Consider the following 24,898-nt stretch of genomic DNA (forward strand, 5'->3'; position numbering starts at 1 on the left):
CATGATGCGCGGAGCCAGGACGACAGGCACCGCGCTGTTGCTGGGCACGCTGCTGTTCGCAGCCGTGCCGGTGCCGGACGCGGCGGCCCAGACCAGCCGCGAGACCGAGCGCCGGCTCGAGCGCGTGCGCAAGGAGTTGCGCGACGTCGCCGCCGAGCGCCGCCGGATCGAAGGCCAGCGCGGCGCCGCGGCGCGCGAACTGCGCCAGGTCGACGAGCAGGTGGCCGCATCGTCCAAGGCGCTGGCCGACACGCGCAGCAAGCTGGCCGAGGAACAGGCGGCGCTCGAACAGCTGCAGGCGCGGCGGCAGGCGCTCGACGCCACCGTCGAAACCCGGCGCACGGAACTGGCGTCGCTGGTGCGCGCGGCCTACACGATCGGCGACGACGCCGCGCTCAAGCTCATGCTGGCCCAGGACCGCGTGGCCGATGCCGGGCGCCTGCTGGTCTATCACCGCTATCTGCAGCAGCAGCGCAGCGAACGCATCGCGACGCTGCGCGCCGAGATGGCCGAACTCGACGGCATCGAAGCGCAGATCCACGATCGCCGCGCCGCACTCGAGGCGGCGCAGACCGAACAGCGCAGCCGGCTCGCGCAGGTCGAGGCCGACCGCGGCAAGCGCGCCGAGGCCATGCGGGGACTCGAATCGCGGTTCAACGACCGCAGCGAACGCGAGAAGGCACTGGGCAGCGATGCGCGGTCGCTCGAACGCGTGCTGGCGCAGCTGCGCGAAGCCGCGCGTCGTGCCGAAGCCGAACGCCGTGCGGCCGCAGCGGCGGAACGTGCGCGCCAGGCGCGTGAGGCCCGTGAAGCGCGCGACAGCGGCACCCCGGCCACGCCACGTCCGCCGCCGCGTCCTCGTCCCGAAGTGGCGAGTGCGCCTGCGCCGCAGGTCGGTGGACTGGGCTGGCCGGTCAGCGGCAGCCTGCTGACCGCCTATGGCGGACGCCTGCCGGATGGTCGCAGCAGTACCGGTGTCCTGATCGGTGCGCCGGCGGGCACGCCGGTCAAGGCGGTCGCCGATGGCACCGTGGTATTCGCCGAGTGGATGACCGGCTACGGCATGCTGCTGATCGTCGATCACGGCAACGGCTACATGAGCCTCTACGCGCACAACGACGCTCTGCTGAAGAACGTCGGCGACCGCATCGCCCGCGGCGACACGCTCGCCAGCGTCGGCAACTCTGGCGGTCAGGGCCGGTCCGGCCTGTATTTCGAATTGCGCCAGGGCGGCAAGCCGGTCAATCCGTCGACCTGGCTGCAGCGCCGCTGAGTGCGGCGCGCCCCACGCGAGTGGGGGCGCCGTGGTGTGGCCGGTCTGTGCGCGTGCCGGCATTGCAGCGCGGAATGCCGGGCCTTGGGGTTTATGCCGCCTGTGGACCTCGTCTGGACCGACGTAGATACCGATGTTCCGCGTGCGCTGCACAGGAGCGCCGCTGATTCGTGTGCGTGAGAGCTCACGCCGGCCGCGGTGCGTGACCTGCACCGCGTGTCGCGTCTTTGGCGCGAGGCTCTGACGTCCGCGGCGATACACGACACCAGCTTCGGACTTTCCTGCTGCCGGTCCCTGCCGCGACGGCGCAGCCTGCAGGTCAGGGACGCGGGAGCACACGGATGTGCACTTCGACCACACGTTGTTTCAGCCGCGCGCAGCACCGGCAAACCGCCGATGCGAGCCGCCTGCTCTGGCATCACCTGCGCGACCGCCGCATGGACGGCGTCGCCTTCGAGCGCACCCACCCGATCGGTCCATTCGTCGTCGATTTCATCGCCCTTGATGCGGCGACGATCGTGGAGATCGATGCCGTGCGATCGGCCGTTGGACTCGATGTGGCGCGCGCGCACTTTTTCGCGCGCAGGGGGTTCCGTGTCGTCCGGGTCTGGGACCACGACGTGCTGGTGCGCACCGAACAGGTACTCGAACGGATCCACGACGCCGTGCTGGCCCAGCGTGCGGCAGGCACCGGGCGATGGCGCGACGCGGGCCTGCGCCCGCCCACCGGACTCACGCCCGCATCGGCTGCAGTGCTGACAGTCGGCGATGGCGAGGCGGTTGCACCTGAGCCCTGTGCGGCACACGCGCCCGGATAGCGTGCCGACAGGTGCCGCGTGCGCCACCCGCGTGGGAGGCGGACGTTCTGGATGTCGATCGACAGTCATTCCGGGCGCCTGCCCGCACCCGAAGGGTAGTCACAGCGGCAGCCCGGGCTGCGTCAGACGAAGCCGGATGGGCCATATCCATGCCGAGCCGGAAGCCCGGCCGCAACGCACTTCCGGACCACCGGTGGAACTGAATATCCCCGCGCGTCCTTAACGCATTCACACACCCGGACCGCATAATCGATCCGCGCGCGCAGCCGTGTGCGTCTTCCCGTTTCCGGAGTTCTGCATGCGCGTTCGTACCCTGACGCTGGCCCTGTCGCTGCTGTTGTCGCCCGTGGCCTTCGCCCAGGATCCGACGCCACCGTCCGAGGCGCCCGCCGCGACACCCGACGACGCTGCAACCGGGACCGACGAAACGCCGCCGGCCGAAGCCGCGCCCGCTGTCGCGCCCGACGAAGCCCAGGCTGCGCGCGAAGTCGCGGCCAGCGACGATCCCGATGCGATCGAACATGCGTCCAGCCGTGTGCCGCTGGAAGAGATCCGGCGCTATGTCGGCGTCTTCAATGCGGTGCGCCAGGCGTATGTCGAACCGGTCGAGGACCGCAAGCTGATGTCCTCGGCGATCCGCGGCCTGCTGCTCGATCTCGATCCGCACAGCGCCTACATGGAAAAGGCGGACGCGGAAGCCTTCGACGAAGGTACGACCGGCGCCTATGACGGCATCGGTGTCGAAGTGATGTATCTGCCCGAGGGCAGCATGCGCGTGATCGCGCCGATCGACGGCACCCCGGCCGAGAAGGCCGGCGTGCGCGCGGGTGACGTGATCGTCAGCGTGGACGGCCGCTCGCTGTCGCCGTCCGACAACGAAGGCCCCGGCCCGCTGCGTGGCGCGCCCGGCACGGCGGTGACGCTCGGCGTACTGCGCGACGGTGAGCGCGCGCCGCTGGAGATCCGCGTCCAGCGCGAGACCATCCGCGTCGTCAGCGTGCGCGGCCGCATGCTCGAGCCGGGCTACGGCTACGTGCGCGTCAGCCAGTTCCAGATGGACACCGCGGCGGAGTTCAGCCGCGTGGTCGGCGAACTCAAGTCCGGCAGCGGCGGCCAGCTGCGCGGTCTGGTCATCGACCTGCGCAGCAATCCGGGCGGTCTGCTGACCGCGGCGGTGCAGATCGCCGACGACCTGCTCGACACCGGCAAGATCGTCAGCACGCGTGGCCGCATTCCGATCAGCGAAGCCGAGTTCACCGCGACGCCGGGCGACGTCCTCGACGGCGCGCCGGTGGTACTGATCGTCGACGTCGGCTCGGCCAGTGCATCCGAAGTGCTGGCCGGCGCGTTGCGCGACAACGGGCGCGCCCGCGTGGTCGGCAGCCGCACGTTCGGCAAGGGCTCGGTGCAGACGGTGCTGCCGCTGGACAATGGCGATTCCGTCAAGCTCACCACCGCGCGCTACTACACCCCCAGCGGACGTTCGATCCAGGCCCGCGGTATCGATCCCGACGTGGTGCTGCGCGCCGAGGGCGCGTCCACGGATGCGAACGCGCCGCGCGCGGCCACCGCGTATACCGAAGCCGCCTTGCCGGGCCATCTGCGCGGTGACGAGGAAGACGGCAGCACCGGCGGCGAAGCGCTGCCGGGCGATGCGCCGATCGCGGCTGCGCTGACCGAGCTCAAGACGCCGGGCGCCACGCCGGCGGTGCCCGCAGAACCTGCGGCGCCTGCTGCCGCGGAATGAGTGTTGCGCCTGCGCAGTGTGCGCAGGCGGACCCGTGAATCCGATCCAGGTGCCCGGAGTGTTCTGCGGCCACGTCGGCGCGTGGCCGGTGAATCTGCTGCGCAGGCTGTAGCCGGATTCCCGCCGCGTCGAATGTGGTGCGTTGTTCTCGGTCGCGCCACGACTGTCGTGCCGTAGTGGCACGCGTGGTTCGCACGCGTGACCGGGCGCGGTCTGCGCCTGAATTCCGATGGTCCAGACGTCGCGTTTCAAAGCGCTGGCGTGCTGCCTGGCGTGCTGCCTTGGATGCCGCGCGGATCTCGCGCCGGGCGTCGTGGACATCGATCTCGTGCCCAGTGTCGTGCCTGCAGCGGCGCGGCCGACAAGCGACTGCCCGGAGTGCGTCTTTCCGCGCACCGGAGCATCGACCAGCGGTCCAATTCAGCGCCGACGCACTCGGTGAAGATCCGTCGTCGTCCAGCCACGGCTGGCTGCTCAAATTGAAATGTTATAAAGTATCGATTCAAGGCGCCTGCGCGCTCCCTGCGCCACTGCACGCCGCCCCGTTGCGGCACGCGCGCTCCTACGGAATCGACAATGACCCGCACATTCACTGCAGCCGTGCTGGCTGCGCTTTCGCCATTCGCCCATGCCCAGGCGCAGACCGGCACACCGGCGATCACGCTCGGCACGGTCGACGTCCGCGGCGCGACCGGTGGGCCGCTGCCGGCGGGCAACGTGCTGACCTCGGTCGATGTGATGGGTCGCGACAAGGTCGAGGACAAGAACGTGACCAACAGCTGGGAGCTGCTCGGCCAGATGCCCGGCATCCAGCTCACCGAGACCCGCCAGGGCGCGGAGTCGGGCAAGGCGACCTTCCGCGCGTTCAACGGCGAGGGCTACATCAACGGCATCAAGACCCTGATCGACGGCGTGCCCAGCAACGTCAACAGCGGCAACCAGCGCTTCATCGACATGGTCTTCCCGCTGGAGATCGACTACATCGAAGTCGTGCGCGGCACCAACGATCCGCGCTACGGGCTGCACAACATCGGCGGCAACATCAACTTCGCCACGCGTCAGGGCGGCGACTACGTCGACGCCCGCTTGAGCTACGGCAGCTTCAACACGCGCGAAATGCAGATTGCGCTGGGCACCGAATCCGGCCGCATCGCGCAGAACTATTTCGTCGGCGTGCAGGCCTCCGACGGCTATCGCGACCACGACACCTCACGCAAGCACACGCTGGCCGGCAAGTGGTTCTACACCGACGAGGCCGGCACGCTGCGGGCCGGCGTGGTCGCACGCGTGTATCACCACGAAGCCGACGAACCAGGCTTCCTCACCGCCGGCGAACTTGCCGATGCGCGGCGTCGCTCACCGGAGAAGAACGCCAACGACGGCGACGACCGCGACATGCGCCACCTCGGCGCGCATCTGGACTGGTCGCTCGCCGTCGGCCTGGACTTCGGCGCCAAGGCCTATCGCAACCGCTACGTCGACGACCGCACCGTGACGTTCACCGATTACCCGGTCGGCAACGCGCCGCGCCAGCGCCGGCAGTGGGATGAAACCCAGACCGGCGCGCTGGCCAGCCTGACATGGGCCGCGCGCGATGGCGTGACCGTCGAAGCCGGCGTGAATGTCGAGCACCAGGACAACATCTATCGCCGCTTCCGCTACGACTTCGCCATGCCGACCGACTTCGATGGGCCGCCGGCCCGCGTGCAGAACGACGACCGCTACACGTTGCGCAATGTCGGCGCCTATGTGCAGGCCGTCATCGAGCCCGTCGATGCGCTGAAGATCGTGCCGGCGTTCCGCGTCGACCGGTTCTCCGGCGACACGCATCTGCTCGGTGGCGTGCAGGCGCCGCTGCAGGATTACGGCTCGATCCGCCAGCCCAAACTCAGCGTGGTCTACGCGCTCGGCCCCGCGACGAACGTCTATGCGAACTGGGGGCGAACCTTCCAGGTGCTCACCGGCTCCGCCGCGCCCGCCTATCTGACCGCGGGGCAGGCCACGTTCCGCCCGTCGATCAATACCGGTACCGAAGTCGGCATCAAGCTCCAGCCGGCGGCGGGCGTCGAGGCGCGCGTGTCGGCGTGGCGACAGGATGCGACCGACGAGGTCGCCAACATGCCCAGCACCGGGACCACCGTGGGGCTCGGCCAGACCCGGCGCCAGGGCCTGGACCTGCAGGTGAACGCACGCGTCGGCGAGCACTGGACGCTGTGGGCATCGCATGCGCTGCAGAAGGCCGAGGTCGTCAGCGCGTTCACCGCCGACGGCACGTCGCTCGCGGGACGCGAGGTCTTCAACACGCCGCGCCGCGTCAGCAATGCCGGCGTCGACTATCGCCCGGGCGGCGCCTGGTCGTTCGGTGCGCAGGCGCGCGCACAGGGCGACTACTTCGTCGACGAACGCAACGCGCAGGGGCGCTTCGGCGGCTTCACCGTGCTGGATGCGAGTGCGCGCTACCAGCTGTCCGAACGGCTCAGCGTCGACCTGCAGGTCCGCAATCTCACCAACCGGCAATACGAATACGTCTGGTACGACAACTTCTTCTGGGGCGGCGACGATCAGCCGATGTTCTCGCCCGCGCCCGGGCGCTCGGCGTTCGTCTCGCTCAACCTGAAGATGTAAGTCGCGCCCGCCTGCGCTGCTGCCGCGTTCGCGGACAACGCATCCCGCCAACGCACACATCGCGTCGCCGCATCGCGGCATTCCACGCCGAAGCTTCCAGGTCATCGCATTGAATACCCCCGTCGCCACGCCCGCCCACGTCGCCATGCCCGGTGCGTCCCGTCTCGCGTCCATCGACATCCTGCGCGGCGTGGTCATGCTGCTGATGCTGCTCGACCACGTGCGCGATACGTTCTTCCTGCAGCACCAGGTCGGCGATCCGGTGAACGTGGCCGAGGTCGAGCCGGCGCTGTTCGTCTCGCGGCTGCTGGCGCATCTGTGCGCGCCCGCGTTCGTGTTCCTCACCGGTATATCGGCGTGGCTGTACGGCAACCGTCACGCCGGCGGGCGGGCGGCGACCAGTGCGTTTCTGCTCAAGCGCGGCCTGTTTCTCGTGCTGCTGGAACTGACCCTGGTGAACTTCGCCTGGACCGCGCAGTTCCCGCCGACCGTGGTGTATCTGCAGGTGATCTGGGCGATCGGCCTGAGCATGATCGCGCTGTCCGCGCTGCTGTGGTTGCCACGCTGGGCGCTCATCGCGCTGGGTGTGGTGATCGTCGCCGGACACAATCTGCTCGATGGCGTGCAGGCCGTACCGGGCACCTGGGGCGGCACCGCGTGGATGATCCTGCACGAGCGCGGCTGGCTGGAGATCGCGGACATCCGCATGCGCACCTCGTATCCGGTGCTGCCGTGGATCGGCGTGATCGCACTGGGCTATGCCGCCGGCATCTGGTACGCGGACGCAACCGATCCCGCACGCCGGACACGCCTCTGGCGCGCCGGCTGCCTGCTGCTGGGCGCCTTCCTCGCACTGCGGGTGTTGAATCTCTACGGCGATGCGCCCTGGCAGGCGATGGGCGATCTCGGCACCACGCTGATGAGCGTTTTCAACGTCACCAAGTACCCGCCGTCACTGCTGTTCCTGCTGCTGACGCTCGGCATCGGCGCGTGGCTGCTCAGCCTGTTCGAATCGCCGCGCGTCGCAGCGACGCTGGCGCCGCTGTCGACGTTCGGTGCCGCGCCGATGTTCTTCTACCTGTTGCATCTGTACGTGCTGAAGCTGCTGTACCTGGCCGCCGTGGGCATCTGGGGCTTCAACTACGGCACCGTCTTCGGCATCCACAGCGTGGCGGGTTTGTGGGCTCTCGCCGTGGTGCTCGCACTCGCGCTGTGGATCCCGACCCGCGCGTTCGCCCGGCTCAAGGCGCGTCGGCGCGACTGGACCTGGCTGCGCTATCTCTGACGCAGCGTTCAGGCGACGACTGTGGTCCTCCCCATGATGGGCTTGAGCAGGCGACTGTGTGGGCTTCCACGCTTTGCACCTTCGATGTTACTCAGGGCCCGACGGGAATCGACAGCAGATGCTGCGGTGTGTACTTGTTCCCTGTCCCGGCAGCTACATCGTTGATGTAGCTGTTGAGTCCCTCGCAGACGTTCTTCTCGCTATTTGCGGTTGTTCGCCCGAACGCAATGCTCAGTGCGATGTTGGCTTCCGGGCACTGACGGACCTTCTTCGACACATGTGTATGACTGAAGTGCTGAATGAGTAGTGCGATGGCATCTTCGAGACACAACAGACGAGCCCAGATCTGACCTTCTGTTCCGATGCCATCCACATTTGACAGGGCAACGAGTGCACGCTTGTCGCCTGTGATCAGGCCGCTGTCGAGCGCATCTAATAGGGCCGCGAACAGCGCCAACTCTCCGCCATCGATGTCAGGTGTCGCCTCCAGCAATGCTTGATTGGCCGCACTCACCATAACGCTGACCTCTGCGGCACGAGACACCAGCAATAATGCTTGCGCGACTGCCAGTTCGGATCCGAGCTTCTTCAACGCCTTGGCGGTATTGCCGAGATGCAGTTGGAATCTGAGCTGCGGCAGGACACACAACGACTCCAGCCCGACGCCAAGCGCCTGTGCCAGGTCCTCGATCAGGCCGTACCTGCAGATGCAGGTGGCCGCGTCGCTATCGAGCAACCAGCGATCGACCTTCATGCGAATCCCTGCGCATCGAGCAGATGGTCACGGTTCTCGTCCGTTAGACGTGCAAGATCCGTGTTCTCCCGAAAGCACTTCGACATGAGCGAGAGCGCTGTCTTTGTGTCGGGTAGGTACTTCAGGGCCAGATTGGCGTTGAGCCAATCGTCGTACTGACTGGCATAGGACAACAGGAGATGACCTGCGTCGATCCCGCGCGCATGTCCGGCCTGAGCTGCAGCGGCGGCGAGGCCGGCCGACGAAAGGCGGCCAGGAAGCGCCTGTAGGGTTGCGGGCTGGCCTCTTCGAATCAGCGCAAGAGCGAACGCGTCCGCTTGGCGTTCCTCCTTGTCGCTTGCCCCAGTACCTGCACCCTCGAGTGAGTCGGTGACCGCATCGAGTTCTTCGTCAATCAGAGCGCTTCCTTGCGCGACATGTCCCAAGCAGATGTGGGCGAGCTCATGCGCGAGCACAAACAATTGTCGCGCGTTCTGCTGCGAGTTCAGGCCGAGCACAACTACAGGCCGGGAGTCGACCTGGATCGCCATTCCGGTCACCCGTTTGCTGGTTTTGGGAAGTTCCTTGAGGAAGAGAACCGGCACACCGCGCGACCAGCAGTACTTGAGAAGAGCTTCGAAGCTGATCGCACGCTCGCCGCTCCAAGCGATCACGTCCGCTGACAACACAGTCGGATCTTTCGGGAGTGTTCGGTACTGCGAGTCCGTCGAGAACACGGCCAGACGCGCCAAGGCCAGGCCAACCGTGGCTGCCACCTGCAGCTCATCTTCTTGAGTCGCAGCACGATGCTTGAAACGGGCTCTGTTCAAGCCAGTGAGCACCTCCATTTCGCCGTCTTTGGCAAAACGGACCTCCACCCCCAAGCGCTGCTTAAGGATTGTCGCGAACTGCAAGGTGCCGGCACTGGTCTTGAGAAGCGCGTTGTCCCACCAGTCTGGCAAGGAACGCTTCACGTACGCCATCGGGAATCCTGCGGCTGCTAATGCCGCATATGCTCCCTTCGCCGAAATCACGGGCGTCTTGGTATTCATCCTTGGCCTCCACATCGGCCTGGGGTTATTTTCACATGCGCGCCTGATGGTGTGCGAGTAAGAGCTTCGCCAACTTCCGCGCATGCGCTTCAGATCCATCCCAGACCTCGGCCAGTGCCGCCATCAGCACCGCCGATTGGCTGGGGTCTCCAATGCTTTCGTATGCATCAACACCTGCATATTTGCATAGGGCCATCATGACTCTCCCTGTGCGCTTCGGCTTACCGAACAGATTGCGATAGACCTGTGGCTGACCTAGCCCACTTGCCCTTGCTATCTCTGTTGCCGTTGCCAAGCCGCTTGCCCGGAGTTGGTCACGAACTTCTCCAGCAAGGCTTGCGGCATCTCTGATCTTACGCATCCAGCTAAGATAGCAAATATGCATAAATGCATGTTCGTGTTACTATTTCCAAGCGCATTTGGCAGACGCATATGAAAGAAGCCCACATCAAGAAGGCCCTGACCGAGCACCTGATGCGTACCGGTCCAGTGGAGTCGAATGCCTTCCTCGAGGAGCTGCGACTGCACGGTGGAGAGATCCGGGCCGATCTGGTCCAGGTCGATCAGATGCACTGCTACGAGATCAAGAGCGAGGCAGACACCCTTACGCGTCTCATCGGCCAAGGCTCGCGCTACGCCAGATTCTTCGACCGCGTGACGCTCGTGATGGCCGAACGCCATGTGGCCAAGGCCATGGAGCTGCTACCACCGTGGTGGGGCGCGATGATCGTGGATGGACACACTGGACACTTCGAATCTTTGCGCGAAGCAGGCATCAACGTGCGGCAGAACTCCAGCACGCTTGCCTCTGTCCTCACAAAAGATGAGGCGCTGCAGATCCTTGAGGACTTGGGAAAAGCCAAGGGTTTGCGGAGCAAGAGCTTGTATCTCCTGCAGGATCACATTGCCTCCTCACTTACGCTTGAGGAAATCAAGTTGCGTATTCGCAACGCCCTGCTGGTGCGCGCCGCCAGCGTGACCTCACCGCACTAGTACTGATCCTTCACCACGAACGCGATGTGGTGACTCCAATACTCGGTGATGTGATAGTGCCCACACTTCTTGTCCTTCTCGGGAACCGTGGGGTCCGCGCGATCATGGATGAGCTGGTCTCCGAACGAATAGGTTGGGGGCTTCAGGCCAGCTGCGTAGGTGGTTGTCATGAGCGTTGAGATCGCGATCGAGTCGGCAGTCGTATTGCTAGCAGCTCGAAGGACGCGCCATCTGTCTCCTAATGCGTAACGGATTACCGATCGGCCGCCACGCTTGGTGAGCACTTCTTCCGACCAGTCAGGTGTCAACGGCCCGTAATCGGAGTAACCGATCAGCGTTTGAGGACTTGCGGCTGCAACGTTCTGCCAGAGTCCCCAGTCACGTCGCTCGATCTCATGCATGCCCTCGATACCTTGAAGGCTGGCAGGAAACGCGCCAGAAGCAAGATGCAGGTTTTGAATGCCCGCTGCTTTCATCGCATGCAAAGCAAGAGCGAACGTGTTGAGCTCACCCTGAGTTGGGTTTCCATTCGGCGTGATCCGTAGGTCGACGATCAGTCGATCGACATGCATGCCAACACCCAGCGTCTTCACGATCTTGTCGATTGCGTACTGGTGGTTGCCAGCCTTGGTGAGATCGTCCAATCGGAGACGCAGCGTGATCTTCCGATTGCCGAGTAGCCCGGCGACGGTCGAAAGCGATTTCGCTGTCACGTACGGACTTAGAACGGGCGATGCGAGAACTGATGAGCCCGTCCCCAACTTGAGGAATTCGACAAGCTCAGCCAAGCGCGCTGGTGTGAGATTTCCGTCTGGATCCGAGTAGTCGACCAGCGAGGCAGCCTTCCACACGCTGTCGAACTTCGACATCAGTGTTCTGTGCTGGCTCGAGTCCCGGACTTCGATGCAAGGCAAGACTCGCTGCGCAGCATCCGGATAGACGTGCTGCAAAGCCTTCTGTTCGTAGCCCTGCCATTTCAAAATCGGTACGTACTGCGGATACATCGCGTACTGCATCGCCATCCCCCTCCTTGGCTCATTCCATCGTGCGTCGATACTGGAGATCGACTGCGCTAACCCTCCGCGCGTCTGTGGGGAAGGGGAGTTGCTACCCCTCCACTAGGACATGTTCGAACGGTGACCAACGCGGAGTCAAACGCGGAGTCAATGGAGAGGGGGCTAGCGTTGCGGTGTCCGCTTGCCTAGTACTGCCTTTGGTGAGACGGCATCCTGCGTTGCAGTCAGTACGGTCCGTCAGATGCGGAAGCGCAGCGTGATCGCTCGAACACCCAATGCTTCGGCCAGCTTGCATACGAAGGTCAAGCCTCGCCCTAGATACGAACTTCCAAGGTTTCGTTGAAGATTCGCTCCGCGTCCGCTCGGTAGTCCTTCTGGGGCTCGAACGCTTTCCGAGCTCCGCCGAGGCGACCGAACCCCGCGCACATGTCCGCTTCTGGCTGATAGCGGGCTTACGGATGACGCTGCGGCGAAGAACTCTTCGGTCGCTGCTTACGGAGACGCTCCCCTGAGAGATCCCAGCGCCACTAACGCCTTCCACCTGATGGCAACAAGTGAGCAATCTGGGCCGACTGCAAGCAGATAACGACCCCCAAACGTCCTTAGGGATGATTGGCGGGTCAACGGCCAAAAACCAGAGGTAAGTGAGAATTTCCCCACTTATCGCTTGTGTGGTCAAGCGGCATGCACGGTGTCACGAAAATTGGTGCGCCTGGAGGGATTCGAACCCCCGACCAATGGCTTCGGAAGCCACTACTCTATCCGGCTGAGCTACAGGCGCATCGGCCGCCGCGCCACGTGGGCGGGCGGCTGGAGAGTGTAGCGGAAACCGGTCGCCGGGAGGATGGGCAGGGCGGTCGGCCTGCATCGCGAACGCGCCTGCAGGGCCGCCGCCGTTGCCATCCGTTCGCATCGCACGGCGGTGGAAGCGCAGTGCGGCCGGTCGGGGATCGGGACGCGCGCTGCGCTCGTATCGTCCGGACGGTCAGGCCGCCCCACCGCGAATGGATCACGCAGGCGCATGCCCGCGCCATCAGTACGCCGGATTGCAGTGCCAGCGCCATGCGGTTTCGACGATCTCGGCCAGCGAGGTATAGCGCGGCGCCCAGCCGAGTTCGCGACGGGCCAGCGCGCTCGCGGCCACCAGCACGGCCGGGTCACCCGCCCGCCGCGGCGCCACGTCGTAGGCGATGCGACGTCCGCTGACCGCTTCCGCCGCGGCGATCACGTCGCGCACGGAAAATCCCTGCCCGTTGCCGAGGTTGAAGGTGTGCGCGCCGGTGTGCGCGTACATGTAGGCCAGCGCATGCCAGTGCGCCTGTGCCAGGTCGTCGACGTGGATGTAGTCGCGCACGCAGCTGCCGTCGGGCGTGGCCCAATCGTCGCCGAAGACCTGCAGGCGCGCGCTGCCACCCAGCGCGGCGCGCAGCACGTTGGGGATCAGATGCGTTTCGGGGGCGTGGGCCTCGCCGATGTCACCCGCGGCGCTGGCGCCCGCCGCGTTGAAGTAGCGCAGCGTGACCGAACGCAATCCGTAGGCCCTGGCGGCGTCGGCCAGAATGCGCTCGACCATCAGCTTGCTGGCGCCGTAGGGATTGATCGGCGCTGTCGGATGCGTCTCGTCGATGCGCGCATGCACCGGCTCGCCGAAGACCGCCGCCGTCGACGAGAACACGATCCGGCCGACGTCGTGGCGCTGCATCGCGCGCAGCAGGTTGAGCGTGCCGACCACGTTGTTCTCGTAGTAGTCGTAGGGCTGCTGCACCGATTCGCCGACCAGCGAGCGCGCGCAGAAATGCATGACCGCGTCGAACGGTCCCTGCGCGAAGGCTGCGTCCAGCGATGCGGGATCCATCAGGTCGGCCTCCAGCACCGGACCGAAGCAGGCCGCGGCGCGATGCCCCGTCGAAAAGTTGTCCAGCACCACGGCGCGACTGCCGTGCGCGGTCAGCCACTTCGTCATGTGGCTGCCGATGTAGCCGGCGCCGCCGCAGACGAGGATCGTGCTCATCGGGCTGGCCGTCGGTTGCATGCACCGGGTCTGCCACGTGGCGCGATGGGCGTGGGGCGTCGAGCAGCGCAAGGCTTCGCCATGAGGCGACGTCGGGCCGCGCGCGGGGTCTGCATGGCCGACTCGTCTGAAGGCCCGGATCGGACCGGCGCCACCATGGCGCGTCGCCGCGACGGCGGCGGTGCAGTCCACGATCGCGCAGGGGCGGTAGCGCGCAGAACGTGCAGGCCATCGAACGGGCGCAACGCGCGCCGGGGCCGAGACGCCCCGGTGTGCCGCCAGGGAAGCCGCGCCGCGCCGCGATCAGGTCAGGGTGCGACGCGAAGCCGCCGCGCCCGCGCGACATCAAGAAAACGCGATGCCTTCCCCGACGCGGACGCCGCGCGTGTCTCCATCCGAGGGGAGCCGATGCGCCTGGCGCCTCCGCGCCGTCGATGCCGACCGCCTCGCCGGCATGCCCGGCCCCAACCGCAGGCGCCCCACGCAGCGTCGCCCGCCGGGCTGCTACCCTCCGCGCCGATGCACGACTACGAACGCTTTTCGGCCCCGGTCCACACGCCCTGGCGGGTGCGCGCGCGGCAGTACTGGACTCTGATGCGCGGCGACCGGCCGATCGGCTGGTTGCTGCTGTTGTGGCCGACGTGGTGGGCGTTGTGGATCGCCGCCGGCGGCGTGCCGCCGCTGTGGACGCTGGTGGTGTTCAGCGCCGGCGTGTGGCTGACGCGCTCGGCCGGCTGCGTGATCAACGACTACGCCGACCGCTGGCTGGATCCGCTGGTCGAACGCACCAAGGACCGGCCGCTGGCGAGTGGTGCGCTGCGCGGGCGCGAGGCGCTGGTGCTGTTCGCGGTGCTGATGCTGGTCGCCTTCGCCCTGGTGCTGACGATGAACCGGCTGACGGTGCTGATGAGCGTGGTCGGCATCTTCCTCGCCGCCAGCTATCCGTATCTCAAACGCCACACGTATCTGCCGCAGGTCTATCTGGGCGTCGCGTTCGGCTGGGCCATCCCGATGGCGTTCGCGGCTGTCCAGGGCACGGTGCCGCCGGTGGGCTGGGTGCTGTTCGTCGGCAACATCTTCTGGGCCACGGCCTACGACACCTGGTACGCGATGGTCGACCGCGAGGACGACATCCGCGCCGGTTCGAAATCCACGGCCATCCTGTTCGGCGATCTCGATCTGGTCGCGCAGGGCGTGCTCTATGCGCTGGCGTTCGCGGCGCTGGCGCTGGTCGGCCGCGAAGCCGGGCTGGGACCGAACTACTGGCTGGGCCTGGCGGTCGCGGCGGGGCTGGTCGCCTGGCAGTTCGGCATCGCGCGCCACCGCGAGCGCGCGGCCTGCTTCCGCGCCTTCCTGCACAACCACTGGGTGGGCATGGCGATCTTCGCTGGCATCGCCGCGCATTACGCGCTGCCGCCGGTGACCGCGCTGCTGGGCTGATCGGATCGCGTGGCGCGCTTCAGGGCACGCGCGCGCAGACCCAGGCGTCCACCCGTTTCACCCCCGCGCGGCGCAGCGCCACTGCGGCCGAGTGCAGCGTAGCGCCGGTGGTCATCACGTCATCCACCAGCACCACGTACGCCGGCAGCGGCCCGCCGCGTGTGGACACGAAGGCCCGGCGCAGGTTGCGGCGACGGGCGATGGCGTCGAGCTGCGATTGCGGCGCGGTCGCGCGGCTGCGCTGCAGCAGGTCGCAGCGCAGCGGCACCGCCAGCTGCCGTGCCAACGGCCGGGCCAGTTCCAGCGCCTGGTCGTAGCCGCGGCGCCGCAGCCGCGTCGCATGCAGCGGTACCGGCACGAGGGCATCGGGACGCGGCAGCGGCGCGAACGCCGAGACCATGCAGCGCGCGAGCATCGCGCCCGCCGCCAGGTCGTGGTGGAACTTGAAACGCGGCAGCAGCCGGTCGACCGGGAAGCCATAGACGAAGGCCGCGTGTACCGCGTCCAGTGGCGGCGGGCGGCGCAGGCAGGCGCCGCAGGGGCCGCTATCGACGGGCAGGGGCATCGCACACCGGGGGCAGGCGGACCCGGGCCAGGGCAGCGCCGACAGGCAGGCCGTGCACAGATCGTGGCCACCGGCGGCGCGTTCGCGGCAGACCAGGCACCGGCTTGCGAACAGCCGTCGCAGCTGGCGCCGCCAGCCTTCGTCAACCGGCGGCATGAGCTTCAGGTTGACAGCGGCAGGCATGCTTTCCAGACTGCCGCCCCTGTCCCACCGCTTCCGTCGGTATATCGCCATGTCCGCTGTCAGCCACGCCCGCGAATCCGCCGGCCAGCCCATCGTCCTGCGCCACGACTGGTCGCGCACCGAGATCGAGGCGCTGTTCGCGCTGCCGTTGACCGAGCTGCTGTTCCGCGCGGCGACGGTCCATCGCCAGCATTTCGACCCGACCGAGGTCCAGGTCAGCACGCTGCTGTCGGTGAAGACCGGCGGCTGCCCCGAGGACTGCAGCTACTGCCCGCAGGCCCAGCGCTACCACACCGGCGTCGAGGCGACGAAGCTGATGGAGACCGAGGCCGTGCTGGAGAAGGCCCGTCAGGCCAAGGCCGCCGGCGCCTCGCGCTTCTGCATGGGCGCCGCCTGGCGCTCGCCGAAGGACCGCGACATCCCGAAGGTCGCGGCGATGATCCGCGAAGTGAAAGCGCTCGGCATGGAAACCTGCGCGACGCTGGGCATGCTCAGCGCCCCGCAGGCGCGCGCGCTCAAGGACGCGGGCCTGGACTACTACAACCACAACATCGACACCGATCCCGAGTTCTACGACGCGATCATCCACACGCGCGAGATCCAGGACCGCTTCGATACGCTGGAACACGTGCGGGACGCGGGCCTGAAGACCTGCTGCGGCGGCATCGTCGGCATGGGCGAGACCGGGCGCCAGCGCGCTGGCCTGCTGCGCACGCTGGCCAATCTGCCGGTGCATCCCGATTCGGTGCCGATCAACCGCCTGGTGCAAGTCGAAGGCACACCGCTGCACGGCACCGAGGCGATCGATCCGTTCGACTTCGTGCGCACCATCGCGGTCGCGCGGCTGCTGATGCCGCGTTCGATGGTGCGGCTGTCGGCCGGCCGTCAGGACATGAGCGACGAGCTGCAGGCGATGTGCTTCCTGGCCGGCGCCAATTCGATCTTCTACGGTGAGCAGCTGCTGACCACCGGCAATCCGGACACCGAGCGCGACATGGCGCTGTTCGAACGCCTCGGTCTGCGGCCGATGCAGGTGCATGTCGATGCCGAAGGCCATGATCATCCCGGCACCGTGCATGCCGACATCATCGAGCTGCCGCAGCACCCGCGGAGCTGCGCGGCATGATGCCCTGGACCGGCTGGGCCTACGCGGCGTTGCTGGTACTGGTGGGTCTGAGCGGGTTCGCGCTGACCGTGCGCGACGGCCAGTCGAAAGTCCTGGCGCTGGCGCGACTGGCCGCGACCGGCGTGCTGGTGTGGGCGGTCGTCGTGTTTTTCCGCGACACCGGCGCCGGCCTGGGCCTCGCGGCCGCGCTGTTCGCCGCCGTCGTGCTGCTGGCCCACAAGAGCGTGACCGACGTGCAGGACGCGCAGCGCCTGAAGCTGGGCACGCCCGGCCGCATCGGCGTTGCTGTCAACGGATTGATCGCGATGCCGGCGGTCGCGATGGGCGGCCTCGCGGTGTGGGCGCGCCATGGCGCCTGACCGTCCCGATCTCCGCGCGCGGGCGCGCCAGACGCGCGACACGCGCGACGCGCAGAACGCGCGACGCCACCGGCGCACGGTCACCCGGCGCGACGGCATGCGCTGCGAAGTGCGCGACGCGGGCGGCGACAGCCACTGGCTGCTGAATTTCTGCGGCAACGATTATCTCGGCCTGTCGCAGCACTTCGCGGTCTCGGGTGCGCTGCAGGACGCCGCGGCGACAGATGGCGTCGGCAGCGGCGGCTCGCACCTGGTCTGCGGCCACCATGCCCGCCACGCCGCGCTCGAGCGCGAAGTCGCCGACTGGTTGCAGGTGCCGGCGGCGCTGGTGCTGGGCAGCGGGTTCTCGGCCAATCTCGCGGTACTGCAGGCGCTGCTGGGCGATGACGACGTCTGCGTGCAGGACCGGCTCAACCACGCCAGTCTGATCGATGCCGCACGCCTCGCCGGCTGCCGCCTGCGTCGCTATCCGCATGCCGATGCACCGGGGGCGCTGCGCCAGTTGCGCACGCTGCCGGGCAGCGCTGCGGTGCTCGCCACCGATGGCGTCTTCAGCATGGACGGCGATGTCGCGCCGCTGCGCGAGCTGGCCGTGGTCGCGCGCGTGCAGCAGGCGCTGCTGTACGTCGACGATGCGCACGGCATCGGGGTGCGCGGGCCCGATGGCCGCGGCAGCGTGGCCGAGGCCCGACTCGACGTCGAGGCCGTGCCGCTGCAGCTGATCACGCTGGGCAAGGCGCTCGGCGGCTATGGCGCGGTGCTGGCCGGCGACGCCGACCTGATCGCGCATCTGGCCGAAACCGCGCGGCCCTACGTCTACACCACTGCGCTGCCGCCGGCCCAGGCCGCGGCGTCGCTGGCTGCGGTGCGTCTCGCGCGGCAGGAACACTGGCGCCGCGAACGTCTGGCTGCGCTGGTCCAGCGCTTCCGCACGCGCGCGCTGGGCCACGGGCTGGACCTGATGCCGTCCGACACGCCGATCCAGCCGCTGCGCTGTGGCGACAACCCGACCGCGCTCGCGCTGTCGGCCGCGCTCGATGCCGCCGGCTTCTGGGTCACCGCGATCCGGCCGCCCACTGTGCCCGATGGTCAGGCGCGGCTGCGGATCACGCTGAGCGCGGCGCATGCCGATGCCGACATCGACGCGCTGGCCGATGCCCTGGCGCTGGCGCGCGACGCATTGCCGGCCACCTCGTCGCCGGTCACGGCCCAGGCATGAGCACCGCCGCGCCGGACACCCGCCGCGCCCTGCTCGCGGTCGGGATCGCATTGGCGTCCGCGTTGTTCTTCACGCTGACCTATGTGCTCAACCGCGCCAGCGCCAGCGGCGGCGGCCACTGGGCGTGGACCGCGTGTCTGCGCTACTTCATCACCCTGCCGCTGCTGCTGCCGCTGATGCCGTGGCAGGGCGGCGGGGCGCCGGTGCTGCGCGCGATCGCCGCGCATCCCGGTGCATGGCTGCGCTGCAGCGCGATCGGCTTCCTGCTGTTCTATTGCATGCTGGCCTACGCGGCGTCGAGCGGGCCGGCGTGGCTGGTGGCGGGCAGTTTCCAGTTCACCGTGATCGCCGGCATGTTGTGCGCGCCGCTGCTGTATCGCGACGTGCGCCGGCGCGTGCCGCCGGCCGCGCTCGGCGTGGCGGCGGCCATCTTGGTAGGCGTGCTGCTGATGCAGTTCGGCCACGGCGGCCCCGGGCTCGATGCCACCGGCTGGATCGCCCTGGCCTGCGTGCTGACCGCGGCGGTCGCGTATCCGCTCGGCAACCGCCTGCTGCTGTTGCATCTGGAGCGCACCGGCGAAGACCTCAACGCGACCCAGCGCGTATTCGGCCTGACCCTCGTGAGCCAGCCGCTGTGGCTGCTGGTCGCCGCGTTCGCCTGGCACGAGGCCGGCGCGCCGTCGATGCCGCAGGTGTGGCTGGCCGCGGGCGTGGCGCTGAGCGCGGGCGTGATCGCGACGATCCTGTTCTTCCAGGCGACCGGCATGGTGCGCGACAACCCGGTGGCGCTGGGCGCGGCCGAGGCCATGCAGGCGGCCGAGCTGCTGTTCGCGGCGCTGCTCGGTGCGCTGTTCCTGCACGAAGCCTGGCCCCAGGGCCGGGCCCTGATCGGCGCGCTGGTGGTGACCGCCGGCATCGTCGCGTTCGCTGCGCTGGTCGCCCGACCGGCCGCCGGCAGCGCCCGCCGCACACGCGCGCTGCGCAGCGACAAGGGAGGCTGACCGCCATGACCGCACTCGACACTCCCGACGGCCTGCACATCGACGTCGTCGGCGAAGGCCCGCCGCTGGTGCTGCTGCACGGCTGGGCGATGCACGGCGGCATCTTCGCGCCGCTGCGCGAACGCCTGCGCGCGCAGCGCACGCTGTATCTGGTCGACCTGCCGGGGCACGGTTACAGCCGTGACAGCACGCTGCCGCTGGCGCTCGATCCGGTGGTCGATGCGCTGGCGCGCGCGCTGCCGCCGGCGCCGTGGCTGGGCTGGTCGCTCGGTGGCCTGTTCGCGCTGCATGCCGCGGCCACCCGGCCGGAGGTCGCCACGTCGCTGACGATGGTCTGCGCCAGCCCGCGTTTCGTGCACGGGCGCGACTGGAACCACGGCATGGCGCCGCAGGTGTTCCGCGATTTCGCGACCGGCCTGCGCAGCGACTACCGCGGCACGCTGGACCGGTTCATCGCGCTGGAAGCGTTCGGCTCCGACGATGCGCGCGGCGAACTGCGCACGCTGCGCGCCGAGGTCTTCGCACGCGGCGAGCCGGCGACGCGCGTGCTGGCCGATGGCCTCGGATTGCTGGAAAGCGTCGACCTGCGCAAGCGGCTGCCGACGCTCGGCGTGCCAAGCCTGTGGCTGGCGGGCCGCCGCGACCGTCTGGTCGATCCGCGCGCGATGCACGCCGCCGCCGCGCTGGCGCCGCAGGCGACGGCCGCCACGCTCGACCATGCCGGACACGCGCCGTTCCTCACCCATGCCGACGCGGTCGCCGAGCGGCTGCTGGCCTTCCTCGACCGACCCCATGCGGCCACTGCCACCGCCGGCGTCTGACCCCCGTTCCGATCCTGCCTGCCGATGACCCGTCTCTTCGATTCCGCCCACGTCCGCCGCGCGTTCTCGCGCGCCTCGGCCACCTACGCCGGCGCCGCCGCGCTGCAGCGCGACATCGAGGCGCATCTGCTCGAATCGCTCGATTACCTGGACGACCGCGTGCCGGAGGTCGTGCTCGACGTCGGCAGCGGACCCGCGCACGCCGCGCTGGCCATGCGCACGCGCTGGCCGAAGGCGCGCATCGTCGCCGTGGACCTGGCCCTGCCGATGCTGCAGCAGGCGCCCGTGCGCACCGGTTCGGGCCTGCTGGGCAAGCTGGGGCTGCAGCGGCCGCTCGACCGCGTCTGCGCCGACCTGCGCGACCTGCCGTTCGCCGACAACAGCGTCGACGTGCTGTTCTCCAACCTGTGTCTGCAGTGGGTGGAAGACCTGCCGGCGGCGTTCGCCGGCTTCCGTCGCGTGCTCAAGCCCGATGGCCTGCTGCTGTGCTCCACCTTCGGTCCGCAGAGCCTCATCGAATTGCGCGAGTCCTTCGGCGCCGCCGACGATGCGCCGCACGTCAGTCCGTTCGCGTCGATCGGCGCCTTCGGCGACGCACTGATGCATGCGGGCTTCCGCAATCCGGTGCTCGACCGCGAGGTCGCGGTGCACCACCACCCGGACATGGCGACGTTGATGCGCGAGCTGCGTGCGATCGGCGCCACCAATGCGCTGGCGACGCGTCGCCGTGCGATGACCGGTCGCGCGCGTTTCGCCGCGGCCGCGGCGCATTACGAACAGTTCCGCACCGATGCCGGCCTACCCGCCAGCTGGGAATGGATCACCGCGATGGCATGGTCGCCGCCGCACGGGGCTCCGATCCGCGAAGGCGAGCAGGAACTGGCCCGCTTCCCGGCCAGCGCGATCCCGGTGCGTCGGCGCACGACCGGCTGAGCCGCACCGCGGCGGCGCCTGCAGGCGCGGGCGGCGACTGCGCAGGATTGGAATCCCCCGGCAGATTGTCCTGTCCGCTTATGCATCGACGTCGTCGGATTCTGCTGGCGAACACGTAGGCGGGCGGGGCCGGTCAGCCGGCGTGCCGCCGCGGACCTGTATGCTGCGCTGCAGCAAAACGTATGTCCGCCGTGTCCATGTCCCCATCTCCTGCCGAACCCGATGCCGGCGTCCCCGACGCACGCGCCGCCTCCGCCGCGGTGTCCGTGGCCGCGCCCAAGGCACAACCGCTGCGCCATACCCGGGTCGAGGATGTCCAGGGGCTGATCCTCGCCAGCCTGGTCAGCGCGCTCGGCATGGCGATCCTGGCCAGCGGCGGCCTGCTGGTCGGCGGCATCGCCGGCGTGTCGCTGCTGGTGCACTACGCCAGCGGCTGGAACTTCGGCCTGCTGTTCGTGCTGATCAACCTCCCGTTCTACTGGATCGCCGTGCGCCGGATGGGCTGGGAGTTCACCCTCAAGACCTTCCTCGCCGTGGGCGTGACCGGCACGGTCGCCGACCTGATTCCGCGCTGGGCCTCGGTCTCGTCGGACTCGCCGCTGTTCTCGGCGGTGTTCGGCGGGGCACTGGTCGGCATGGGCATCCTGTCCTTCATCCGCCACCGCGCCAGCCTTGGCGGCGTGGGCATCGTGGTCGTCTACCTGCAGCAGAGCCGCGGCTGGAGCGCCGGCACGCTGCAGATGGGATTCGACGCCGTGCTGATGCTGGCCGCGCTGGCCATCGTCGCGCCGTCGAAGGTGCTGTACTCGGCGCTGGGCGTGCTGGTGCTCAATCTGGTGCTGCTGTTCAACCATCGGCCCGGCCGCTACATGGGCGTCTGAGCCGGCCGAATGCGTTCAGCGCCTGCACCCTAGACTGCGGCCGAGGCGCCGATTCCCGGCCGCAGGACACGACGATGCGTCGACTGGTTTCCGTTCCGTTGCTGTGCGTATCGCTGGCCCTGCCGGGGCTTGCCGCCGCGCAGCAGTACGAGATCGATCTGTCCCGGATCGACCCGGCCGCGGTCATGGCGACCGGCGGTGATGTCCTGCGCCGCGCCTCGGCGCCGGCCGTCGACGAACTGTTCCAGGCGGTGTTGCAGGCCTCGCGCCAGCCCGACGAGGCGCGCGCGCTGTGCGCCCTGTTCGAGCCCGATGCGTCGCGCGACCTGGCGGCGTTCCAGCGCACCGTCGATCGCCTCGGCCCCGACAGCCGCAACCGGTTCGCCAACGCGTTCACCAACGTGGCCATGAGCGGTCTGCAGGGCACGCCGCAGCCCTACGATCCCGCCGTCGCCCAGCAGGTGCTGCGCTCGGCCGCGGTCACCGCGACCCTGCTGCACGACGGTTTCATGCTGGGCATGACCTCAACCGCCACCGACGATGCCAGCCGCCAGGCGCGCTGCCGCGCGTTCCGGCAGATGGTCGATGTGCTCAAGGACCAGCCCCAGCCGCAGCGTGTGCTGGCGACGCGCTGGCTGCTCAACGAAGGCCTGACCCTGGTGGCCGACGGGCAACCGGCAGGCTGACCATCGTGCTGTTGCACGGCTGCGCTCAGCGCACCTGCGCGAGCCAGTCCTCGAGGTTGTAGTAGTTGCTCACGCGCGCGATGCGCCCGTCCGCGATCTCGAAGAACGCGCCGCCCGGCAACACGTAGCGCTGGCCGTTGGCAGGCGGCAGGCCGGCATCGTCGGCCAGATATTCGCCGTGGACGACGTACTCCGCGGCTGCGCGCCGGCCGTCGGCGCTGGCCATCACCACGATGTCCGCCAGCCGTTCGCGGTAGGACGCATCCATGCGCTGCATGAAGCCGGCGAACGCAGCGCTCCCGGTCTCGCGCGCGCCCTGGTTGAGATCGTGTGCGATGTCGTCGGTCAGCAGGGCAAGCATCGCCGCGCGGTCGCCGGCATTGAAGGCGGCGTAGTAGGCCTCGACCAGGCGGGTGGTGTCGGACTGCGGGGATCCGCTCATCGGCTCAGTGCTCCGTGGGCCGCGTCCAGCAGGTCGCGGTGGAAGAAGTAGACCTCGCGCAGCAGGAATTCGCGCTGCGTGCGGAAGGTGCGGAAGCGGGTCGAGGGCGTCGGCGAGCCGACCGCGTCGATGCCCAGCCGGCGCGCCGCGCGCAGCGCACGCGCCATGTGCAGCGGATCGCTGACGATGATCACCCGGTGCAGCGCGTGTTCCTGCATCAGGCGACGCGTCTCGACCAGGTTCTCCAGCGTCGTACGCGAGCGCGACTCGATCAGGATTGCCGCATCGGGCACATCGTGCCGCAGCGCGTAACGCCGGGCGACCTGGGATTCGGAGAACCGCGCCTTGGCGCCGCCGTAGCCGCCGGTGAAGATCAGGGTCGGGGCATGACCGGCGCGATAGAGATCCAGGCCGTGTTCGATACGCGCCTCGAACACCGGCGATGGCACCGCGTCATAGGCTGCCGCGCCGAGCACGACGATCGCATCGGCCGGTCCCGCGTCGTCGCGGTTGCCCACGTGGACGATCCACGCGGCCACGCCGACCAGCCACAGCACGGCGACCAGCAGCAGGCGTAGGCACAGGCCGAAGAATCGCAGCAGCGGACGGCGTCGTCGGGTCATCGCATGCGCACCGGTCGGCTCAGGTGCACCAGGGCAGGCGGTCGGGATCGACGTTGCCGCCGCTCAGCACGATGCCCACGCGGCGGCCGGCGAAACGCGCCGGCGATGCGAGTACCGCGGCCAGCGCGATGGCCGACGACGGTTCCACCAGCTGCTTGGCGCGGACCGCGACCAGCCGTTGCGCGGCGACCGTGGCTGCGTCGTCGACGGTGATGACCTCGACCGCCTGCCCGCCGCTGCGATGCTGCGACAGGATGTCGAAATTGGGCAGGCCGAGCAGACCACGCAGCCCGTCGCACACGGTCTCGGGCACCAGATCATCGACGCGATGGCCCGCCTGCAGCGAACGCCGGGTGTCGTCGGCGCCCGCCGGCTCGGCCAGTACCAGCCGGGTTGCAGGCGCCGTGGCCTGCAGCGCCAGCGCCGTGCCCGCGGCCAGTCCACCGCCGCCGACCGGCACCACGATGTCGTCCAGCGGCCCGGCCGCCTGCAGCAGTTCGAGCACCGCCGTGCCCTGGCCGGCGATCACCCGTGGATCGGTATAGGGGTGGACCAGCGTCGCGCCGGTCGCCTGTCGCACCTGTTCGCAGGTCTGCTCGCGCGCAGCCAGGGTCGGCGCGCAGCGGTGCAGCACCGCGCCATAGGCTGCGATCGCCGCCAGCTTGGTCGCTACCGCGCCCTCGGGCACGACGACGTGGCAGACGATCCCGCGCGACAGCGCCGCCAGGGCCAGCGCCGCGCCGTGGTTGCCCGACGAATGGGTCACGACACCACGGCTGGCCGCGCGCGCGTCCAGCGACCAGACCGCGTTGCAGGCGCCGCGGAACTTGAACGCGCCCGCGCGCTGCAGGTGTTCGGCCTTCAGATGCAGCGAACAGCCCGCCATCGCATCGATCGACCGGCTGCGCAGGACCGGCGTGACATGGATATGCGGGGCGATGCGCGCGCTGGCAGCGAGCACATCGTCGACGCGCACGTCGACAGGAGATGGGGCGGCAGACATCCGGCAAGCGTAACGGAGGGCCGGTCGGACTTCACGACTCCTGCGTGCGTGGACGCGTGGCCG

At 68.5% G+C, this 24,898-nt stretch carries 24 protein-coding genes and 1 tRNA gene; 15 read left to right on the top strand and 10 right to left on the bottom strand.

What is annotated here, in order from left to right; genetic code table 11:
* The first annotated feature begins 4 nt into the window (after positions 1-4).
* The 5 genes from AC3A5K_RS15290 to AC3A5K_RS15310 all read left to right on the top strand — a co-directional run bounded on the left by AC3A5K_RS15290 (position 5) and on the right by AC3A5K_RS15310 (position 7,748).
* The gene (locus tag AC3A5K_RS15290; protein ID WP_487618408.1) at positions 5-1,273 is read left to right on the top strand and encodes a murein hydrolase activator EnvC family protein; all 1,269 of its coding nucleotides are present in this window, start codon (positions 5-7) and stop codon (positions 1,271-1,273) included.
* Between the two features lie 341 nt (positions 1,274-1,614).
* Positions 1,615-2,091, top strand: a complete 477-nt coding sequence (locus tag AC3A5K_RS15295) for an endonuclease domain-containing protein (protein ID WP_487618409.1) — start codon at positions 1,615-1,617, stop codon at positions 2,089-2,091.
* Between the two features lie 298 nt (positions 2,092-2,389).
* On the top strand, positions 2,390-3,838 hold the full coding sequence (locus AC3A5K_RS15300; RefSeq protein WP_487618410.1) for a S41 family peptidase: 1,449 nt from the start codon (positions 2,390-2,392) through the stop codon (positions 3,836-3,838).
* 576 nt (positions 3,839-4,414) lie between these two features.
* On the top strand, positions 4,415-6,463 hold the full coding sequence (locus AC3A5K_RS15305; protein WP_487618411.1) for a TonB-dependent receptor: 2,049 nt from the start codon (positions 4,415-4,417) through the stop codon (positions 6,461-6,463).
* 145 nt (positions 6,464-6,608) lie between these two features.
* Positions 6,609-7,748: an acetyltransferase domain-containing protein gene (locus tag AC3A5K_RS15310; RefSeq protein WP_487618458.1), complete on the top strand. Its 1,140-nt coding sequence runs from the start codon at positions 6,609-6,611 to the stop codon at positions 7,746-7,748.
* A gap of 91 nt (positions 7,749-7,839) precedes the next feature.
* Here AC3A5K_RS15310 and AC3A5K_RS15315 read toward each other — a convergent pair whose 3' ends face one another.
* From AC3A5K_RS15315 to AC3A5K_RS15325, 3 genes are read right to left on the bottom strand one after another with little or no spacing between them, the layout of a single operon-like run.
* Positions 7,840-8,502, bottom strand: a complete 663-nt coding sequence (locus AC3A5K_RS15315; protein WP_487618412.1) for a hypothetical protein — start codon at positions 8,500-8,502, stop codon at positions 7,840-7,842.
* A complete protein-coding gene (locus AC3A5K_RS15320) occupies positions 8,499-9,533 on the bottom strand; it encodes an ImmA/IrrE family metallo-endopeptidase (protein ID WP_487618413.1) in 1,035 nt (344 codons plus the stop codon). The genes AC3A5K_RS15315 and AC3A5K_RS15320 overlap by 4 nt, the downstream gene beginning before the upstream one ends.
* 31 nt (positions 9,534-9,564) lie before the next feature.
* The gene (locus AC3A5K_RS15325; RefSeq protein ID WP_487618414.1) at positions 9,565-9,894 is read right to left on the bottom strand and encodes a hypothetical protein; all 330 of its coding nucleotides are present in this window, start codon (positions 9,892-9,894) and stop codon (positions 9,565-9,567) included.
* A 71-nt stretch (positions 9,895-9,965) separates the two neighbouring features.
* Between AC3A5K_RS15325 and AC3A5K_RS15330 the strand changes: the two genes are divergently transcribed.
* Positions 9,966-10,526 (top strand): sce7726 family protein, encoded by a 561-nt coding sequence (locus AC3A5K_RS15330; RefSeq protein ID WP_487618415.1) that lies wholly within the window; start codon positions 9,966-9,968, stop codon positions 10,524-10,526.
* Here AC3A5K_RS15330 and AC3A5K_RS15335 read toward each other — a convergent pair.
* The 3 genes from AC3A5K_RS15335 to galE all read right to left on the bottom strand — a co-directional run bounded on the left by AC3A5K_RS15335 (position 10,523) and on the right by galE (position 13,553).
* The gene (locus AC3A5K_RS15335) at positions 10,523-11,542 is read right to left on the bottom strand and encodes a beta family protein (protein WP_487618416.1); all 1,020 of its coding nucleotides are present in this window, start codon (positions 11,540-11,542) and stop codon (positions 10,523-10,525) included. The two genes, AC3A5K_RS15330 and AC3A5K_RS15335, sit on opposite strands and share 4 nt — an antisense overlap.
* 704 nt (positions 11,543-12,246) lie before the next feature.
* A tRNA-Arg gene (locus AC3A5K_RS15340) sits at positions 12,247-12,323 on the bottom strand.
* 252 nt (positions 12,324-12,575) lie between these two features.
* The gene (gene galE, locus AC3A5K_RS15345) at positions 12,576-13,553 is read right to left on the bottom strand and encodes a UDP-glucose 4-epimerase GalE (RefSeq protein WP_487618417.1); all 978 of its coding nucleotides are present in this window, start codon (positions 13,551-13,553) and stop codon (positions 12,576-12,578) included.
* Positions 13,554-14,072: 519 nt separating this feature from the next.
* Here galE and ubiA point away from each other — a divergent pair.
* A complete protein-coding gene (ubiA, locus tag AC3A5K_RS15350; RefSeq protein ID WP_487618418.1) occupies positions 14,073-14,993 on the top strand; it encodes a 4-hydroxybenzoate octaprenyltransferase in 921 nt (306 codons plus the stop codon).
* A gap of 19 nt (positions 14,994-15,012) precedes the next feature.
* Here the strand turns inward: ubiA and AC3A5K_RS15355 are convergent, their stop codons facing one another.
* Positions 15,013-15,741, bottom strand: coding sequence for a ComF family protein (locus AC3A5K_RS15355; RefSeq protein ID WP_487618419.1), 729 nt, complete (start codon positions 15,739-15,741; stop codon positions 15,013-15,015).
* 49 nt (positions 15,742-15,790) lie between these two features.
* Here AC3A5K_RS15355 and bioB point away from each other — a divergent pair, with 49 nt between their 5' ends.
* The 8 genes from bioB to AC3A5K_RS15395 all read left to right on the top strand — a co-directional run bounded on the left by bioB (position 15,791) and on the right by AC3A5K_RS15395 (position 22,767).
* Positions 15,791-16,867, top strand: a complete 1,077-nt coding sequence (gene bioB / locus AC3A5K_RS15360; protein ID WP_487618420.1) for a biotin synthase BioB — start codon at positions 15,791-15,793, stop codon at positions 16,865-16,867.
* Positions 16,864-17,226 carry a hypothetical protein gene (locus AC3A5K_RS15365; protein WP_487618421.1) on the top strand — a complete coding sequence of 121 codons (363 nt, stop codon included), beginning with the start codon at positions 16,864-16,866 and terminating at the stop codon, positions 17,224-17,226. The genes bioB and AC3A5K_RS15365 overlap by 4 nt, the downstream gene beginning before the upstream one ends.
* On the top strand, positions 17,216-18,445 hold the full coding sequence (gene bioF, locus AC3A5K_RS15370; protein WP_487618422.1) for an 8-amino-7-oxononanoate synthase: 1,230 nt from the start codon (positions 17,216-17,218) through the stop codon (positions 18,443-18,445). Before AC3A5K_RS15365 ends, bioF begins: the two co-directional genes overlap by 11 nt.
* The gene (locus tag AC3A5K_RS15375) at positions 18,442-19,446 is read left to right on the top strand and encodes a multidrug resistance efflux transporter family protein (RefSeq protein WP_487618423.1); all 1,005 of its coding nucleotides are present in this window, start codon (positions 18,442-18,444) and stop codon (positions 19,444-19,446) included. Before bioF ends, AC3A5K_RS15375 begins: the two co-directional genes overlap by 4 nt.
* A 32-nt stretch (positions 19,447-19,478) precedes the next feature.
* Positions 19,479-20,267, top strand: a complete 789-nt coding sequence (bioH, locus tag AC3A5K_RS15380; protein WP_487618459.1) for a pimeloyl-ACP methyl ester esterase BioH — start codon at positions 19,479-19,481, stop codon at positions 20,265-20,267.
* Positions 20,268-20,291: 24 nt separating this feature from the next.
* On the top strand, positions 20,292-21,200 hold the full coding sequence (bioC, locus tag AC3A5K_RS15385; protein ID WP_487618424.1) for a malonyl-ACP O-methyltransferase BioC: 909 nt from the start codon (positions 20,292-20,294) through the stop codon (positions 21,198-21,200).
* Between the two features lie 197 nt (positions 21,201-21,397).
* Positions 21,398-22,081, top strand: a complete 684-nt coding sequence (locus tag AC3A5K_RS15390; protein ID WP_487618425.1) for a YitT family protein — start codon at positions 21,398-21,400, stop codon at positions 22,079-22,081.
* 74 nt (positions 22,082-22,155) lie between these two features.
* Positions 22,156-22,767 (top strand): hypothetical protein, encoded by a 612-nt coding sequence (locus AC3A5K_RS15395; protein ID WP_487618426.1) that lies wholly within the window; start codon positions 22,156-22,158, stop codon positions 22,765-22,767.
* A 25-nt stretch (positions 22,768-22,792) separates the two neighbouring features.
* On the opposite strand, the gene AC3A5K_RS15400 is transcribed toward AC3A5K_RS15395, so the two are convergent.
* From AC3A5K_RS15400 to AC3A5K_RS15410, 3 genes are read right to left on the bottom strand one after another with little or no spacing between them, the layout of a single operon-like run.
* Positions 22,793-23,209, bottom strand: coding sequence for a ketosteroid isomerase-related protein (locus tag AC3A5K_RS15400; protein ID WP_487618427.1), 417 nt, complete (start codon positions 23,207-23,209; stop codon positions 22,793-22,795).
* The gene (locus tag AC3A5K_RS15405; protein WP_487618428.1) at positions 23,206-23,832 is read right to left on the bottom strand and encodes a YdcF family protein; all 627 of its coding nucleotides are present in this window, start codon (positions 23,830-23,832) and stop codon (positions 23,206-23,208) included. Before AC3A5K_RS15405 ends, AC3A5K_RS15400 begins: the two co-directional genes overlap by 4 nt.
* Positions 23,833-23,851: 19 nt before the next feature.
* A complete protein-coding gene (locus AC3A5K_RS15410) occupies positions 23,852-24,835 on the bottom strand; it encodes a pyridoxal-phosphate dependent enzyme (protein WP_487618429.1) in 984 nt (327 codons plus the stop codon).
* Positions 24,836-24,898: the final 63 nt, after the last annotated feature.

It is taken from the genome of Luteimonas sp. Soil_C_5, from assembly GCF_057656615.1.